This is a genomic window from Streptococcus sp. Marseille-Q3604 (assembly GCF_916619785.1).
GTDB lineage: Bacteria > Bacillota > Bacilli > Lactobacillales > Streptococcaceae > Streptococcus.
Map to the genome: position 1 here is coordinate 192,866 of NZ_CAKAKM010000003.1, position 14,823 is coordinate 207,688.

Annotated in this window: 16 protein-coding genes; 9 read left to right on the forward strand and 7 right to left on the reverse strand. The window is 39.0% G+C overall.

Annotated features, from left to right (window positions below; translation table 11 throughout):
• Positions 1-7: 7 nt before the first annotated feature.
• Positions 8-448 carry a YtxH domain-containing protein gene (locus tag LG375_RS10425; protein WP_002890570.1) on the forward strand — a complete coding sequence of 147 codons (441 nt, stop codon included), beginning with the start codon at positions 8-10 and terminating at the stop codon, positions 446-448.
• Positions 449-504: 56 nt separating this feature from the next.
• On the opposite strand, the gene LG375_RS10430 is transcribed toward LG375_RS10425, so the two are convergent.
• The gene (locus tag LG375_RS10430) at positions 505-801 is read right to left on the reverse strand and encodes a DUF3270 domain-containing protein (RefSeq protein WP_002890571.1); all 297 of its coding nucleotides are present in this window, start codon (positions 799-801) and stop codon (positions 505-507) included.
• Positions 802-1,039: 238 nt separating this feature from the next.
• Between LG375_RS10430 and LG375_RS10435 the strand changes: the two genes are divergently transcribed.
• The 3 genes from LG375_RS10435 to LG375_RS10445 all read left to right on the forward strand — a co-directional run bounded on the left by LG375_RS10435 (position 1,040) and on the right by LG375_RS10445 (position 3,668).
• The gene (locus LG375_RS10435) at positions 1,040-1,969 is read left to right on the forward strand and encodes a peptidase U32 family protein (RefSeq protein WP_041826657.1); all 930 of its coding nucleotides are present in this window, start codon (positions 1,040-1,042) and stop codon (positions 1,967-1,969) included.
• A 95-nt stretch (positions 1,970-2,064) separates the two neighbouring features.
• On the forward strand, positions 2,065-3,351 hold the full coding sequence (locus LG375_RS10440) for a peptidase U32 family protein (protein ID WP_004182776.1): 1,287 nt from the start codon (positions 2,065-2,067) through the stop codon (positions 3,349-3,351).
• On the forward strand, positions 3,351-3,668 hold the full coding sequence (locus LG375_RS10445; protein ID WP_225745764.1) for a CHY zinc finger protein: 318 nt from the start codon (positions 3,351-3,353) through the stop codon (positions 3,666-3,668). Before LG375_RS10440 ends, LG375_RS10445 begins: the two co-directional genes overlap by 1 nt.
• Positions 3,669-3,715: 47 nt before the next feature.
• Here LG375_RS10445 and LG375_RS10450 read toward each other — a convergent pair whose 3' ends face one another.
• Both LG375_RS10450 and LG375_RS10455 read right to left on the reverse strand, forming a co-directional pair.
• Positions 3,716-4,255 carry a biotin transporter BioY gene (locus LG375_RS10450; RefSeq protein ID WP_037600379.1) on the reverse strand — a complete coding sequence of 180 codons (540 nt, stop codon included), beginning with the start codon at positions 4,253-4,255 and terminating at the stop codon, positions 3,716-3,718.
• Positions 4,256-4,351: 96 nt separating this feature from the next.
• On the reverse strand, positions 4,352-4,636 hold the full coding sequence (locus tag LG375_RS10455) for a hypothetical protein (protein ID WP_037600382.1): 285 nt from the start codon (positions 4,634-4,636) through the stop codon (positions 4,352-4,354).
• 124 nt (positions 4,637-4,760) lie between these two features.
• Between LG375_RS10455 and LG375_RS10460 the strand changes: the two genes are divergently transcribed.
• Positions 4,761-4,973: a YdbC family protein gene (locus LG375_RS10460; RefSeq protein WP_225745765.1), complete on the forward strand. Its 213-nt coding sequence runs from the start codon at positions 4,761-4,763 to the stop codon at positions 4,971-4,973.
• Positions 4,974-5,008: 35 nt separating this feature from the next.
• Here LG375_RS10460 and LG375_RS10465 read toward each other — a convergent pair whose 3' ends face one another.
• Positions 5,009-6,343 (reverse strand): Nramp family divalent metal transporter, encoded by a 1,335-nt coding sequence (locus LG375_RS10465; protein ID WP_225745766.1) that lies wholly within the window; start codon positions 6,341-6,343, stop codon positions 5,009-5,011.
• A 207-nt stretch (positions 6,344-6,550) separates the two neighbouring features.
• On the opposite strand from LG375_RS10465, the gene LG375_RS10470 reads away from it, so the two are divergent.
• Together LG375_RS10470 and LG375_RS10475 are read left to right on the forward strand one after the other, a co-directional pair.
• On the forward strand, positions 6,551-6,859 hold the full coding sequence (locus LG375_RS10470) for a hypothetical protein (protein WP_225745767.1): 309 nt from the start codon (positions 6,551-6,553) through the stop codon (positions 6,857-6,859).
• 101 nt (positions 6,860-6,960) lie between these two features.
• The gene (locus LG375_RS10475; RefSeq protein WP_022495928.1) at positions 6,961-7,350 is read left to right on the forward strand and encodes a (deoxy)nucleoside triphosphate pyrophosphohydrolase; all 390 of its coding nucleotides are present in this window, start codon (positions 6,961-6,963) and stop codon (positions 7,348-7,350) included.
• Positions 7,351-7,372: 22 nt separating this feature from the next.
• On the opposite strand, the gene LG375_RS10480 is transcribed toward LG375_RS10475, so the two are convergent.
• The 3 genes from LG375_RS10480 to lysS all read right to left on the reverse strand — a co-directional run bounded on the left by LG375_RS10480 (position 7,373) and on the right by lysS (position 12,622).
• The gene (locus LG375_RS10480; protein ID WP_225745768.1) at positions 7,373-10,258 is read right to left on the reverse strand and encodes a DUF3427 domain-containing protein; all 2,886 of its coding nucleotides are present in this window, start codon (positions 10,256-10,258) and stop codon (positions 7,373-7,375) included.
• A 273-nt stretch (positions 10,259-10,531) separates the two neighbouring features.
• Positions 10,532-11,080 carry a hypothetical protein gene (locus LG375_RS10485; RefSeq protein ID WP_049545286.1) on the reverse strand — a complete coding sequence of 183 codons (549 nt, stop codon included), beginning with the start codon at positions 11,078-11,080 and terminating at the stop codon, positions 10,532-10,534.
• A gap of 51 nt (positions 11,081-11,131) precedes the next feature.
• Positions 11,132-12,622 carry a lysine--tRNA ligase gene (gene lysS / locus LG375_RS10490; RefSeq protein ID WP_225745769.1) on the reverse strand — a complete coding sequence of 497 codons (1,491 nt, stop codon included), beginning with the start codon at positions 12,620-12,622 and terminating at the stop codon, positions 11,132-11,134.
• A gap of 227 nt (positions 12,623-12,849) precedes the next feature.
• Here lysS and LG375_RS10495 point away from each other — a divergent pair, with 227 nt between their 5' ends.
• Together LG375_RS10495 and LG375_RS10500 are read left to right on the forward strand one after the other, a co-directional pair.
• A complete protein-coding gene (locus LG375_RS10495; RefSeq protein WP_225745770.1) occupies positions 12,850-14,157 on the forward strand; it encodes a LysM peptidoglycan-binding domain-containing protein in 1,308 nt (435 codons plus the stop codon).
• Positions 14,158-14,170: 13 nt separating this feature from the next.
• Positions 14,171-14,650, forward strand: coding sequence for a hypothetical protein (locus LG375_RS10500; RefSeq protein WP_002885961.1), 480 nt, complete (start codon positions 14,171-14,173; stop codon positions 14,648-14,650).
• Positions 14,651-14,823 lie beyond the last annotated feature (173 nt).

Below are 14,823 nucleotides of genomic sequence, written 5' to 3' on the forward strand. Positions count from 1 at the left end.
TCTTTTCATGAGTAAATTTTTAAACACCCTAATCATTGGTGCAGCTTCTGGAGCTGCAGCAGCTTACTTCTTTACAACTGAGAAAGGTAAAGCTGTTAAATCACGTATCGATGAAGAAATCGCTTCATTCAAAGAAGATCCTAAAGCTTATCAAAATCAAGTAGTGGAAAAAGCTAGCGACTACAAAGATTTGGCAGTCGATACTTTCCAAGACTACAAAACAAAATTTGAAAATGGTGAAATCACTGCAGATGATTTGACAAAAACCGTTCAAGAAAAAACAGCTCAAGTTGCTGACTTTGCAAAAGAAAGCTTTGAACTTATCAAGGAGAAAACAGCTCAAGTAACTCCTGAACAAGCGGATGTTGAAGCAGAAACAAAAGCTATTGTTGATGATATCGTCATTGATATTAAAGATATCTCTGAAGAAGCAGCAGAAGCAAAATAAAAAAGAAAGCACATGAGGCTTTCTTTTTTTAGTACGAAAAAAACGTTGACCAGCAGTCAACGTTTTTGTGCTTTATAATATTCGATTAGGACATAAATACCTATCTGACCAATGACGCTAATGGTAATTGCCCAGAAGAAGGCCCAGAAGGTAGCCACCTGTGCTACTAAGAAAAGGAAGGCAACTAGGACTGTTGAAACACAGAAGCTTGAGATACGTCCAAAGAAAATCATATCTTGTAGCTTAATACTATTACTATTTAGACCTTGATAATCTTGATAATTCGTCGTTTGAGGATGCTCAGTCTCGAAATCTTCAATGTGATCAAATTGACGGTGTAAGTTGTCAGCCATGTCTGCCTCCTTTCTATATAAAATACCTAAACCACTTTTTCGTGTAGGTTAAAATACTTAGTCAGTATTTCACTATTTAGAATCTCATTAATAATACCATAAAAATTTTATATTGCAAAGTTTTTTTTGATTTTTGTGAAAATTATAGTATTAAAAAACTATTTTAAAATATTTAGATACGGGTATTTGAACCTAAAAATTCTAAAAAAATCAAATCATTTGTGCTATAATGTGAGTTATGGAAAAAATAGTGATTACAGCGACTGCTGAGAGCTACGAGCAGGCACGTGAGCTCCTAGAACTTGGCGTAGATCGTATTTACATCGGCGAAAAAGCTTTTGGCCTTCGTTTGCCTAAGCCTTTTTCATTCGCAGAGATGCGAAAGATTGCAGAGCTGGTACATGAGTCTGGCAAGGAATTGACTGTTGCAGTTAACGCCCTCATGCACCAAGGTATGATGGATGCTCTTCCAGACTACCTTGATTTTCTTGAAGAAATCAAGGCAGATTACATCACGGTTGGTGATGCAGGGGTTTTCTACATCTGTAACCGTGACAAACGTCCCTTCAAAATGATTTATGATGCTTCAACCATGGTAACCTCTAGCCGTCAGATTAATTTCTGGGGCAAACAAGCTGGAGCTTCTGAAGCTGTTCTGGCTCGTGAAATTCCGTCTGCGGAACTCTTCATCATGGCTGAAAATCTTCAAATTCCAGCTGAGGTTTTGGTTTACGGTGCAAGTATCATTCACCACTCTAAACGTCCGCTTCTTCAAAACTATTACAACTTTATCAAAACGGATGAAGCTGTTACCAAAGAACGTGACCTCTTCCTTTCTGAGCCTGGTGACCCAGATTCGCACTACTCAGTTTACGAAGACTTGCATGGAACACATATCTTTGCCAACAATGACCTAGATATGATGACTAAACTTTCAGAGCTCGTTGAACATGGTTTTGACCACTGGAAGTTGGACGGTGTTTATTGCCCAGGTGAAAACTTCGTAAAAATCACTGAGTATTTTGTGAAGGCTCGTGACCTCATCGAGGCTGGTGAATTTTCACAAGATCAGGCCTTCCTCTTTGATGAGGCTATTCATAAATTACACCCAGCCAACCGTGGTTTGGACACGGGTTTCTATGATTATGAACCTGACCGTGTTAAATAATAACCCTTCCTCTTTCGTTTGAGAGTTTTCCATTTTCAGGGAACGAAGGAGACTTCTAAAAACAAAAATCGACAATCTTGCAAATTGGAGAAATTATGACTACAACTAAAAAACGCCCAGAGGTTTTGGTACCTGCTGGGACTTTGGAAAAATTGAAAGTCGCTGTAAATTACGGCGCAGATGCTGTTTTCGTTGGTGGACAAGCCTATGGTTTGCGTAGCCGTGCCGGAAACTTTACCATGGATGAGCTTCGTGAAGGTATCGAATATGCTCACGCACGTGGTGTTGATGTGCACGTCGCTTCAAACATGGTTACCCATGAAGGAAATGAAAAAGGAGCTGGTGAGTGGTTCCGTGAATTGCGTGATATGGGACTTGATGCCGTTATCGTATCTGACCCAGCCTTGATTGAAATCTGTTCAACCTACGCTCCAGGACTTAATATCCACTTGTCAACGCAAGCATCTGCGACAAACGTTGAAACCTTCCATTTTTGGAAACAATATGGCTTGACCCGTGTTGTTTTGGCACGTGAGGTTACTATGGAGGAATTGGCTGAAATCCGTAAACGTACGGACCTTGAAATTGAGGCCTTTGTCCATGGTGCTATGTGTATCTCATACTCAGGTCGCTGTACCCTTTCTAACCACATGTCAGACCGTGATGCCAACCGTGGTGGTTGCTCACAGTCATGCCGTTGGAAATATGATCTTTACGACATGCCATTCGGCCAAGAGCGAAAGAGTATCCACGGTGAAGTTCCTGAAGAATACTCAATGTCAGCCGTTGACATGTGTATGATTGAAAATATCCCAGACCTTATCGATAATGGCGTTGACAGCCTTAAAATCGAAGGTCGTATGAAATCTGTCCACTATGTATCAACAGTTGCTAACTGCTACAAGGCTGCTTGTGACGCTTACATGGAAAGTGCAGAAGCCTTCTACGCCATCAAAGATGATTTGATTAACGAACTCTGGAAAGTTGCCCAACGTGAATTGGCAACAGGTTTCTACTACAAGACACCAACAGAAAACGAGCAACTCTTTGGTGCCCGTCGTAAGATTCCACAATACAAATTCGTTGGTGAAGTAGTAGACTTTGATCCAGCCACTATGACAGCTACAATCCGTCAACGTAACGTTATTCTCGAAGGTGACCACGTTGAATTCTACGGACCTGGCTTCCGTCATTTTGAGTGTGATATCAAAGACCTTCACGATGCTAATGGTAACAAAATTGACCGTGCACCAAACCCAATGGAACTTCTTACAATTACCGTGCCACAAGAAGTTAAACCTGGTGATATGATTCGTTCAACCAAAGAAGGTTTGATTAACCTCTACCAAAAAGACGGTTCAAGTAAAACTGTTCGTGCCTAATGACAAGACAAATCAATGGCCTCCTAGTAGATGATCAGACTAGGTGCCAGCACTACCATTCCACACTAGATATTGTTGCCTTAAAATGCTTTGAGTGCCAGAAGTATTATACCTGTTATCAGTGTCATGATAGCTTGGAGAATCACAATTTTCGAGCTTATCCCTGTCAGTTGAAACAGGACAAGGTCCTTATTTGTGGCGTTTGTCGGCATGAGATGACTATTGAGGAATATCAAGAGGCAGTAGCCTGTCCCAATTGTCATAGTGCCTTCAACCCAGCTTGTTCAAAGCACTATGATATTTATTTTGAAAAATAAAAAGATTGAAGATTCTGTTCCCATGAACAAAGTCTTCAATCTTTTTTTTAGTTAAAGTAGCTATGATTTTTAAGAGCCTTTAAAACTGGCTTAGTCACCAAAGCGACAATCAGACCTTTTAAAAGATCTGGGATGATAAAGGGTGTCAAACCGACTGCTACAGCTGCAGACCATCCCATCTTTCCAAGAAAGTGCAGGCTAAGGATACCACCAACAAAGACAAGTGCATCTCCCAAAACAAAAGCCAAAAAGATCTTCCAGATAGGAGTCTTAGCATGAGCCAGTGCAGATGTGACAAGTGCAAAAAATGGGTAGGCAAGCAGATAGCCAGCTGAAGGACCAAAGAAGGCTTGGAGCCCACCGCCTCCACCTGCAAAAACGGGAAGACCAATAGCGCCTAGGATAAGGTAGAGAGTAGCGGCAAGAGTTGCCTCTCTTGGCTTAAGGATGGCAGCAACCAGTCCAACAGCAAAAGTCTGAAGCGTAATGGGAACTGCACCGATAGGAATAACAATTTGAGCCAGTGCGGCAATGATAGCAGCACCGAAGGCAGGAAGTATGAGTGACAGTGTACGGTTTTGTGTCATTTTTTAGTTAACCTTTCCTAAATAAATAGTTAACTTATTATAGCAAGGGATTCTACAATAGTCAACTCTAAAATAAAAAGAGGTTAACTGATAAAGTTAACCTCGTTGTGATATGTTTTTTAGACGTTTGATTTCTTTTAGTTCAATCATGCTGATGATCTTATCTTGCTCGATAAAGATGGCTTGTCGCTCTCTGTCATAACGGTTGATGTAGCCCTTATAGGTCTTCTGATTGGATGTCAGCATGACCATTTGGTTATAATCAATAGCATGATAGATATCGTTAATAAGCTGATTTTGCATTAGGTGGACAGGTTTGCTGTGACCTGTTTCCACAAACTGATGAAGCTGATGCTTTACTGCTTCTAAAAAGTTTATCATGGTCATTTCCCTCGTTTCTTGATAAAATAATTATAGCATGAAAGGTGAAATTTTGTGGATAACTTCTTTCTAAAACACACAATTTTCACAGAAAAAAACGAATAAAGCTAGTGGAGGTAAGCAAATGGCAGAATTTTCATTTGAAATTGAAGAAAAACTCTTGGTCTTGTCTGAGAATGACAAGGGCTGGAATAAGGAACTCAATCGTGTGAGCTTTAATGGCGCACCGGCTAAGTATGACATCCGTACATGGAGTCCAGACCATACCAAGATGGGTAAGGGGATTACCCTTAGCAATGAAGAATTCCAAGTTCTCGTTGACGCCTTCAAAAACTAAAACAAGGTCAGCATGGCGCTGGCCTTATTTTTTGTTTAAAACGTATCAAAGATAAGTTTGAGATTGAGGATGGTTAAGACAATAGCAATGGCATAACCGAGGAAGGTATTCCACTTGGCATTGACGTGTTTTCCCATGAGTGATTTTTTAGAAGTGTAGTAAATCAAAGGGAAAATTGAGAATGGCAAGGCAATTGAAAGGAATACTTGTGAATAAACCAAGAGTTGATCCAGTGTCTTTTCTTGATCGCCGTAGAGAATGGCTACAATGATAACAGGTAGTAAGGCGAAGAGACGTGTGAACAAACGAATTACCCACTGTGGTAACTTCATGTGGAGGAAACCTTCCATGACAATCTGACCAGTTAGGGTACCAGTAATGGTAGAGTTTTGACCACTAGCCAAGAGTGCCAAGGCAAAGAGAGTTGAAAGTGTTGAACTAGCAACCGCACCAGCAATCTTAGAGTCCTGAAGGGCATTGTACATTTGTGAGAAAGCTGAAATATCAGAAGCATGACCAAAGAAGAGAGCTGCCCCCAAAATCAAGAGGAGGGAGTTAACCACAAAAGCCAAAGTCAACTGGATGTTAGAATCCCAGGTCATGAAACGGACAGCCTTAGTCACGTCTTTGCCATCAGAATAGTCAACCTTACGAGTCTGTGACAAGGATGAGTGCAAGTAGAGGTTATGTGGCATAACGGTCGCACCCACAATCCCAAGCGCCAAGGTCAACTGGTTGGTATGTCCAGCAGCATGTGGCTCGAAGAGCGTTGGCGTAGGGAGATAACCCTCTAGGATTCCCGTAATACTAGGCTCAGACAAGGCTACCAGATAGACAAAGATAACCAAGATAGTCAAAATCAAGGTTGAAACAATAGCCTCGATTTTTTTGAATCCTAGCTTCATGATGAGCAGTAGCAGGAAGACGTCTAGGATTGTCACCAGAATGGCAACCATAATTGGAATACCAAAGAGCAGGTTAAGAGCAATGGCAGAACCAAGCACCTCAGCCAAATCCGTCGCCATTAAGGCCAGCTCCAGAATCACCCAAAGCGTGTATCGCAACCATTTGGGCGAGTGATAGGCAGTCGCTTGAGCTAGGTCCATTTGGGTCACAATCCCTAATTTCCCAGCCATTTGTTGCAACTGCATAGCGATTAAAGATGAAATTAAGATGACAAAAAGCAGACTATACTTGTAGGTCGCCCCACCGACGACACTGGTAATCCAGTTCCCTGGATCCATGTAACCCACGGCCACAAGAGCCCCAGGTCCCAAGAAAGCCTTAAGATTTTGCCAAAAACGATTATTATTTGGTGTATCTATGGATTGGTTTACCTCAGAAAGGGAAACCTTCTTTGAAAATGTCATAAACACCTCTTTCTAAGTCATATCTGCCTAAAAGTTGCATTATTTCTAGACAGACCGACAATTTTATTATAACACTATGAGGAAGATGTGCAAGGTTTTGAAAGGTATTGACTTATCTGACATTGATGTCATAGACGACTTTTCAGAATTGACTTTTTATATTAAACTATTAGAGTAGATGATTTCATAGATGAGGGAGAAAAATAATTGAAAACATTACAACTAACAGCTAAGAAAAAGATTACCCTGGCACTCGTAGTTATCATCGCAGTTGCTTTGGTTATCTTTATCATTAACGTGCAGATGAATCAGCCAGATAACCTACCTGCCAACTACATGGAGCGCCTTAAAAAACCTGGAATGACGGGCGATTACATCGGCCTCTGGAAGTCTCGCTGGCATGAAGAAAACAAAGCATGGATTTACCCTGCGAAACAATACGCTATCTATGCAGTAGCAGCTCTAGCCAGTCTATCAGTTTGGGTAGCAGCTTCAAAAGCAAAATTTTGGAAATAAGAAAATGCTTCTCTCGATTGAGGGAAGCGTTTTTAAATTATAAATTAAAGTTTGCTTGTCGTGATAGCTTTTTGATAGAATACTATCTGGAGGAATGTTACATGTCAAAAAAAATCATAAATGTTGTGGCTGCAGCCATCGAAAAGGATGGAAAAATCTTCTGTGCCCAACGACCAGAAGGAAAAAGTTTAGGAGGATACTGGGAATTTCCTGGTGGTAAGTTGGAAGAAGGAGAATCACCTGAAGAAGCTTTAATACGAGAGATTCATGAAGAATTAAATTCTCAGATTGAGATTATTTCCTTCGTTAATGAAGCTTCCTATGATTATGATTTTGGAACAGTTGTTATGAAAACCTTTCATGCCAGACTCGTTTCTGGAAATCTAGATTTGTTGGAACATCAGGATTCAGCTTGGCTAGAGCCTAATCGCTTGAAAACTTTGAATTGGGCGCCTGTAGACCGACCAGCTGTAGAATTGTTATCAAAATAAGAGCATCACATGCGTGGTGCTCTTATTTATTAGTTATGTAACGATAAAGGGTGTCAGGAATAGGATTATCTAGTTTGAAGTTCATAGTAACAATACTTTCATTTCCGCTTTCAAGTGGACGTACTAATTCTTCAACGGTAGATGGCACGATAGTCAAGTCACCTAAATAGTAGAAATCGCCACCCTCAGCATCATCTTTAATAATAAATAATTTTAGGTCTAATCCATTTTCAGGTGAATTGATAATTGTTTTTACATCTGGAGACTCAAGTGTACGCTTGTTTTTAGAAAACCACTTAAGAGTAGTCTCGTTCAATAACTCATCTTCGTATTTGATAGTATCACTGATTTCATCATCCTTATGGTAGGTGATGAAGATTGGACAAGTGTTAGTATTCTTGTCTATTTTATAGCCACCGATGTTAAGTGGGGGTTCATCTTTAAACCAGTTAAGAAGTTTACAGACATCACGACGAGAATATTTTTGACCGATTGTAAATATTTCAGGATAATCTCTCGTTTTATAGAGCCCTGCATCAATAACATCATTGAAAAGCAAGCTGAAGTCAGAGTTCTTGTAACTCTCAAGAACCTCAGGATTGAGTTTATAAACATTATTTTCTAGAGTGACCAGAGGTTCTGTGCCGAATTTTTTTACCTCTTGAGATTTAAGAAATTGAAGACTTAGTACATTTTCAACGGAGGAGATAATTGAGTCTTTAGTAGATAATTGTTCTGTTTCCAAAATCTTAATAAACTTATCTTTTGAGACTTCACACTTTTTGATAAGTTCCTGAAGTAGAAGAAGCTCATGTTTTCGTTTACCAGGAAGAAGTTCAAATGTGATAAAACTCAACCAGTTACTCTCGGTGTCAGTGAGTTCTATTGTCTTGTTTGAAAATTTGTTAATAACATCTGCATAGTTTTTGAAGCTATTATTGTTGAAAAATACTATTGGATCAATATTATCAAAGGTTAAATGATCGATTAGCATAGGCGTTCTACCAAGTTTATTTTCAAGATCAGTATAGGTATCTTTGAGAATTTTCATGTTAGATAGAACCGTGTTTGTAATCGATTTGAAGATTTGTTCTTTAGCAACTTCCTCAAAGTTCACGGTTGTTAAACCACTCAAGATATTTGGTTCACGCAATTCACGACGGTAATTATCTTTATTCATAGATTTATCGCCAAATAATGCAATTGGAATCAGATAGTTATTTTTGTAATTACCAATAAAATCAATGATAGTAACGTAATCCTTACTTTTATGTTTACGAAGTCCACGACCAAGCTGCTGAACAAAAATGATACTTGATTGCGTGTTACGCAACATAACTACCTGGTTTACGGATGGTATGTCTATCCCTTCATTAAAAATATCAACGGTCAAGATATATTCAAGCTTCCCATCTTCTAATTGCTTAACAACCTTTTCACGATAGTTGATATCGTCATCACCAGTCAATGCGATGGTACGTTTTCCATGTTGATTTAGTTTTATTGATAATTCTCTGGCTTCTGCTTTTGAAGAGCAAAAAATAAGTCCACGAACTTGATTATTACAAACACCATAGAAATCAATTTTATTTAGAATATGTTTGACACGCTCATCTGATGTAAGGTTTGAGATATTTGATTTTTCGTCAATAAGTTGACCATCAATTTCAATGTCTTTAACACCAAAATAAACGAAAGGACAGAGCATGTCATTTTCTAATGCATCTTGTAAGCGAATCTCATAGGCAATATTATAGTCAAAAATCTCGTAAATATTTTGGCCATCAGTACGTTCAGGAGTTGCAGTCATACCTAGATAAAAATTCGGTGTAAAATGGTCCATAACTTTTTTGTATGAATCAGCTCCAGCCTTATGCACTTCGTCAATGAGAATATAGTCGAAGAAGTCTTTTGAAAAAGCTTTTAGGTTATCCTCGCGTGATAATGTTTGGATAGTCGCGAAGATATATTTTTTTCTAGTTAAATCATCACCTGAGTGATAAATATGTCCTTCAGATGGATTAAAACCCAGAACTTTTTGAAAATCTATTAAAGATTTTTTGAGAATCTGTTCACGATGGACGATGAATAACATGCGTTCAGGATTATATTGTTTAACGTCAAAGGCAGATAAAAATGTCTTACCAGTACCTGTGGCACTGATAACGAGTGCCCTGTCTTTTCCCTGTTCCCGAATATTTCTGAGTCCTTCTAGTGCGGCTTCTTGCATCTTATTAGGAACAATTTTTTCAGCTGAATAAGGGAGTTTTTCTTCATCATTAATCTTTGTGAGACTAATGACTTTCTTTCTCTTTTTAGCATAGGTCTCTATTATTTCGTGTGTTAGTAGCTCTGATTGTTCCCAAATACGGTCAAATTCTGATTTGGTATTTTGAATAAACTCCCCGTTATGAGTAGAGGTCAGTTTGATATTCCACTCATAATTAATTTTTAGAGCTGTATGTGTGAGGTTTGAACTACCTGAAATCAGTACCTGTTTACCAGTGTGTTCGAAAAGATAGAATTTGGCGTGCATCTGCATTTTTTCGGGCGTTAAACGGACTTCAACGTTTTTGAGTTTTAGTAGCTCACGCATTGCATCAGGGTCGTTGAAATCTAGATAAGGGGAAATCAAGATTTTTCCTGGAACTTGCTTGTCCATTAAATCTGATAATTGCGACTTAATCATGGCAATTCCATTTTTAGTGACAAAGGCGACAGAAAAGTAGAAAGCACTACACTTACTCAATTCTTCCTGTAGGTCTGTCAAGACATAGCGCTTTTCATCGCTATTATTCACAAGAATTTGTGGAGAATATCCACCCTCTTGATATTTAATGTTATCAACAAAACCAAATTTAAGTGATTTTATCAAAGTGTCCTGAAATAAATTAATTCCCTCTGGCATTGTATAATCCCTTTCTAAGAATACAAATTACTAATATTATATCAAAAATAAGCTTCTAAATATTTTGTTCAATTAGAAGACTGTTGACCTTTGTAGGTACAGTGATTAAAAACATCACACGAAGCTATAAAAGCACATCATTTTTGTTACCAAGGCGAACACCTATAGAGATTTTCCATTGTAAAAAATTTGGCTAAAACAATTGGTCGGCATATCAAAAGCAAAATTTTAGACATAAGAAAATGCTTCTCTCGATTGAGGGAAGCGTTTTTCTTATTGTCTGATGTGAGTCTTATATTGACTAAACATCTCGTCAATATCATCTTCAACCAAGTGATAGATTTTCCAGTCAAATTCAGTTCTAGCAACATCATCAACCAAGACTGTATAACAGAAATCCATGTAATCTTCATAAAAATCAGAGATGAAGGGAAGGAGTGTGTTACTGATATCAGTTGAATAGAGTTTTTCATCAAGATATTTAAAGAGATAGTCTGTACCCGTAATCGTTTCATTCTTGAGTTTTTGTGCATCCTCAAGGTTAAATCCATCACTTTGGGGATTCAGAAAATCATGTTTTGCTAGCCAGGCGACGAAGATACTGAGATGAAAAGCAGCTCTTTTACTAATCTCTAGCATGTCTGATTGGCTTAGTTTTTCTGAAGGGATATTATTTTCTTCACAATAAAATACAAGTGCGTGATCGAAAAAATAATCTGCACGGTCTATGGGAAAGTCTAATTGACTTTCTTCGATCTTTGTCTCAGACTGTTCAACCACAGTTGATTTTTTCTTAAAAAGGGACTTCATTTTTTTAAACACGTTTATACCTCATATAAAAATATCCCATTATTCAATAATGGGATATGATTATTATTTCATCGTTGGGAACAACAAGACATCACGGATGGTTGTTGTGTCAGTGAGAAGCATGCAGAGACGGTCGATACCGATTCCGAGTCCACCTGTTGGTGGCATACCGTATTCGAGGGCTTCGACATAGTCGTAGTCGATGCCTGTTGCTTCGTCGTCACCGAGTTCTTTAGCAGCAGCTTGTGCTTCGAAACGTGACAATTGATCGATTGGGTCGTTCAATTCGGTGAAGGCATTTCCGTACTCTTTTGTCATGATGAAGAGTTCGAAACGGTCAGTGAAACGTGGGTCTTCTGGGTTTTTCTTAGCCAATGGAGACACAGCAACTGGGTGACCGTAAACGAATGTTGGTTGAATCAATGTTTCTTCAACGAATTCTTCGAAGAAGGCGTTGATGATGTGACCAACTTCAGTGTAGTGTTTTTCAACTGGAACATTCTTTTCTGCAGCGATTGCTTTGGCTTCATCCAAAGTCAGGTCTTGCCAGAAGTCAACACCAGTGATTTCCTTGATTGCATCAACCATGTGGATGCGTTTGAATGGTTCGTTGATTTTGATTTCAGTTCCTTGGTAGTTGATAGGTCCATCACCTTTAACCGCTTTAGTAGCGTGTTGGATGATACCTTCAGTCAAGTTCATGATATCGTGGAAGTCAGCGTAAGCTTGGTAAACTTCGATAGATGTGAACTCAGGGTTGTGAGTGGCATCCATACCTTCGTTACGGAAGATACGTCCGATTTCGTAAACACGTTCCATACCACCAACGATAAGACGTTTGAGGTGGAGCTCAGTCGCGATACGAAGTACCATGTCGATGTTTTGTGCATTGTGGTGAGTGATGAAAGGTTTAGCAGCAGCACCACCAGCTTCATTGTGAAGAACAGGTGTTTCGACTTCAAGGAAACCTTGAGCATCGAGGTAGCGACGGATTTCAGAAATGATTTTTGAACGTGTGACAAAGCGGTCAAAGCTTTCACGGTTAGAAATCAAATCGAGGTAACGTTTACGGTAGATGGTTTCAACGTCTGAAAGTCCGTGGAATTTCTCAGGCAATGGACGAAGGGCTTTAGACAAGTGCGTGATATGAGTAGCCTTGATAGAAAGTTCTCCCATATCTGTACGCATAACTTCACCTTCGACGCCGAGGAAGTCACCAAGGTCAGCTTTCTTGAAGATGTCGTAGTTCTCTTCACCGACAGCATCTTTACGCACGTAGATTTGGATTTGACCATCGCGGTCTTGGATGTGGGCGAAGCCAACTTTACCTTTACCACGTTTAGTCATCAAACGACCTGCGATAGTAGCAGTTTCGTTGATTTCGTGCAATTCTTCTTTTGTTTTATCAGCGTATTTTTCTTTTAATTGACCAGATGTAGCTGTGCGTTCGAATCGCTTACCAAAAGGATCGATTCCTTGTTCAGCCAAGGCCGCCATTTTTTCACGACGGACAATCTGTTGATCGTTCAATTCTTCCATGTGTTGATTTGACATGTTAGTCCTCCATAAAATAGTCATAATTATTGTATCATAAATCACCTTCTAAAGATAGGACAAATGATTAAATGTCAGATAAATAAAGCTAGGATTTGTCTATTTTTAGGACAAATCGTTAACTAGCATTAATCTTTGATTAGAAAGTTATAGAATTTATTGACAAATATAATAAAAAGGGTGTACAATAGCAAAGTAAGTTTCGTATGATATAAGGAGGAAATACGATGAAAAAGAAAAATTATGTTAGTAAAGCCGTGATGCTTGGCGCTTTACTAGCACCTATTGGGATGCCTACGGTATCTGTGTTAGCAGATAGCTTTTATCAAAATCAAACGAGTGCCCACGCTGCTGATATTACAAACTGGATTGCCAGCACACCTGAACAAATTACAAATAATTTGACAACTCAGAACATCAATCCACAGCAGTTAGATGGTCAACAGTACGTGATTCAATGGGGAGATACCTTGTGGGGAATCTCTCAAGCAACTGGAATTTCTATTGAAAAATTAGCCTACGATAACAATATTCAGAATATTGACCTTATCTTCGCAGGTGACGTCCTCATCTTGAAACGTGATGGTGATGTCCCAGCAGGTTACCATGTGACTGGTAATGGTTACCGTTGTGCACATTCTAAGATTGTTATCAACAACTACTACGGTGATAACAACCGAGTGATTATCAATAACAGCACTTTTGTCTCTGATGACCATTCTAAGAATACCGTGATTTACGCTCCAGATAATTCTGACAATAGCGTTTCATTCTCAAATAATACGACTAACAATAACAACGACAAAGACACTAAAGATTCTAAAGATGGCAAGGAATCATCTTCAACATCATCAGAATCTAAAGATGCTTCATCAAGCTCAACAAGTGGATCTTCATCATCATCTTCTGCATCAAGCTCAACAGCAAGCAGTAGTGAAAGCAAAGCAAGTACAGAAAGTTCTAAAGAAAAAGAATTGACTGATGATGTTTTCCAAGATAAGGTTCAAAGTGAATTCGAACAAGTCTATCGACAAAAACGCTCAGGTAGCCCTGCATGGAGTTTCTTCTCACATGAAGGTGATAAGACTGGTGCAAATGCTACCGCTAAGAAGGACACTGAAAGCAAAGCTCTTTACCTTCAAGGTGAAACGCCTAAGGCTCAAGACATTGTAGATGGACCTAAAGATGGTGCCAAAACGGAAGCCAATGCCAAAGCCCTCGCTCAAAAGATTTATGATGCTCTTAACAGTGATAGTAAGATGTCAGATCTTATCAAAGCAAAATATGCTCAAATTCAGGTAAGTTATAAGGGTGATAAGTGGGCTTTCAACGTTGATGTTTACAAAGAAAAAGAAAGTTCATCATCAAGCACTGAAAAATCATCTGAATCTAAGGCTTCATCAAGTGATGATTCTCAAACAGAAACACGCATGAGTTCAAGCTCATCAAGCCTTGAACGCTCATCATCAAGTTCTTCAAGCCACACTGAAACAGACTCAGAGGCAACTTTCTCTGACCTAACTGGTGACGAATAGAGAGGGGCAAGACATGTCAAAGAGAAATATCATTATTAGTGTTGTTCTTGCTTGTCTCTTGGTTACGGGAGCTGGATTTGGTGCTTTCTATTACTGGGGAACACACCATTTAGATAGTGTTGTACCTGGTAAGGTTTACCAATACTCAAGTACTCTAAACGGTGAGGTTAATAATCGTGTGATGTATGTAGCCTTCCAAGAGGGTGGTAATAAGGCGCTTGTGAGTCAGGATCGTACGACAGTGGTTAATGCTGCTAAGAGCCAGACTGATTTTGACAAGGCCTATAATGACCAAACAGCTAAGTGGGAATACAGTGTGACAAAAACTACTTTGACTCTTGGTAAAAAAGAGGATGATCAATTGTCACAATGGCAGTACAACAAGGTCTTTGCTTATGGTGACCACTTCACATCAAAAGATTTCTATTACCAGATTGCCAAAGGTGGTCAGGGTGAAGTCAAACAAAAAATGACCTTTAAAGAAATTAAATAAGCGTCTAAATATGACAAGATGCATTAGGTTTGGGACAAATTGTTCCAAACCTTTTTGTCTTACGAAAACCACTAGCTGTGCTAGTGGTTCCGAAAAGCTTTTAGCGATGTATCAAAAAAAGTCCCCCTAAAGTGTTATATTAGATAAGGTTTCCCGACCACTAACTAATATAC

Coding starts and splice junctions, on each gene's coding strand:
- LG375_RS10465 (WP_225745766.1), bottom strand. CDS start 6,343: ATGACATTTTCAAAGAAGGTTTCCCTTTCTGAGGTAAACCAATCCATA.
- LG375_RS10450 (WP_037600379.1), bottom strand. CDS start 4,255: ATGACACAAAACCGTACACTGTCACTCATACTTCCTGCCTTCGGTGCT.
- LG375_RS10475 (WP_022495928.1), top strand. CDS start 6,961: ATGTCAAAAAAAATCATAAATGTTGTGGCTGCAGCCATCGAAAAGGAT.
- LG375_RS10430 (WP_002890571.1), bottom strand. CDS start 801: ATGGCTGACAACTTACACCGTCAATTTGATCACATTGAAGATTTCGAG.
- LG375_RS10425 (WP_002890570.1), top strand. CDS start 8: ATGAGTAAATTTTTAAACACCCTAATCATTGGTGCAGCTTCTGGAGCT.
- LG375_RS10480 (WP_225745768.1), bottom strand. CDS start 10,258: ATGCCAGAGGGAATTAATTTATTTCAGGACACTTTGATAAAATCACTT.
- LG375_RS10495 (WP_225745770.1), top strand. CDS start 12,850: ATGAAAAAGAAAAATTATGTTAGTAAAGCCGTGATGCTTGGCGCTTTA.
- LG375_RS10500 (WP_002885961.1), top strand. CDS start 14,171: ATGTCAAAGAGAAATATCATTATTAGTGTTGTTCTTGCTTGTCTCTTG.
- LG375_RS10460 (WP_225745765.1), top strand. CDS start 4,761: ATGGCAGAATTTTCATTTGAAATTGAAGAAAAACTCTTGGTCTTGTCT.
- LG375_RS10435 (WP_041826657.1), top strand. CDS start 1,040: ATGGAAAAAATAGTGATTACAGCGACTGCTGAGAGCTACGAGCAGGCA.
- LG375_RS10455 (WP_037600382.1), bottom strand. CDS start 4,636: ATGATAAACTTTTTAGAAGCAGTAAAGCATCAGCTTCATCAGTTTGTG.
- LG375_RS10440 (WP_004182776.1), top strand. CDS start 2,065: ATGACTACAACTAAAAAACGCCCAGAGGTTTTGGTACCTGCTGGGACT.
- LG375_RS10445 (WP_225745764.1), top strand. CDS start 3,351: ATGACAAGACAAATCAATGGCCTCCTAGTAGATGATCAGACTAGGTGC.
- lysS (WP_225745769.1), bottom strand. CDS start 12,622: ATGTCAAATCAACACATGGAAGAATTGAACGATCAACAGATTGTCCGT.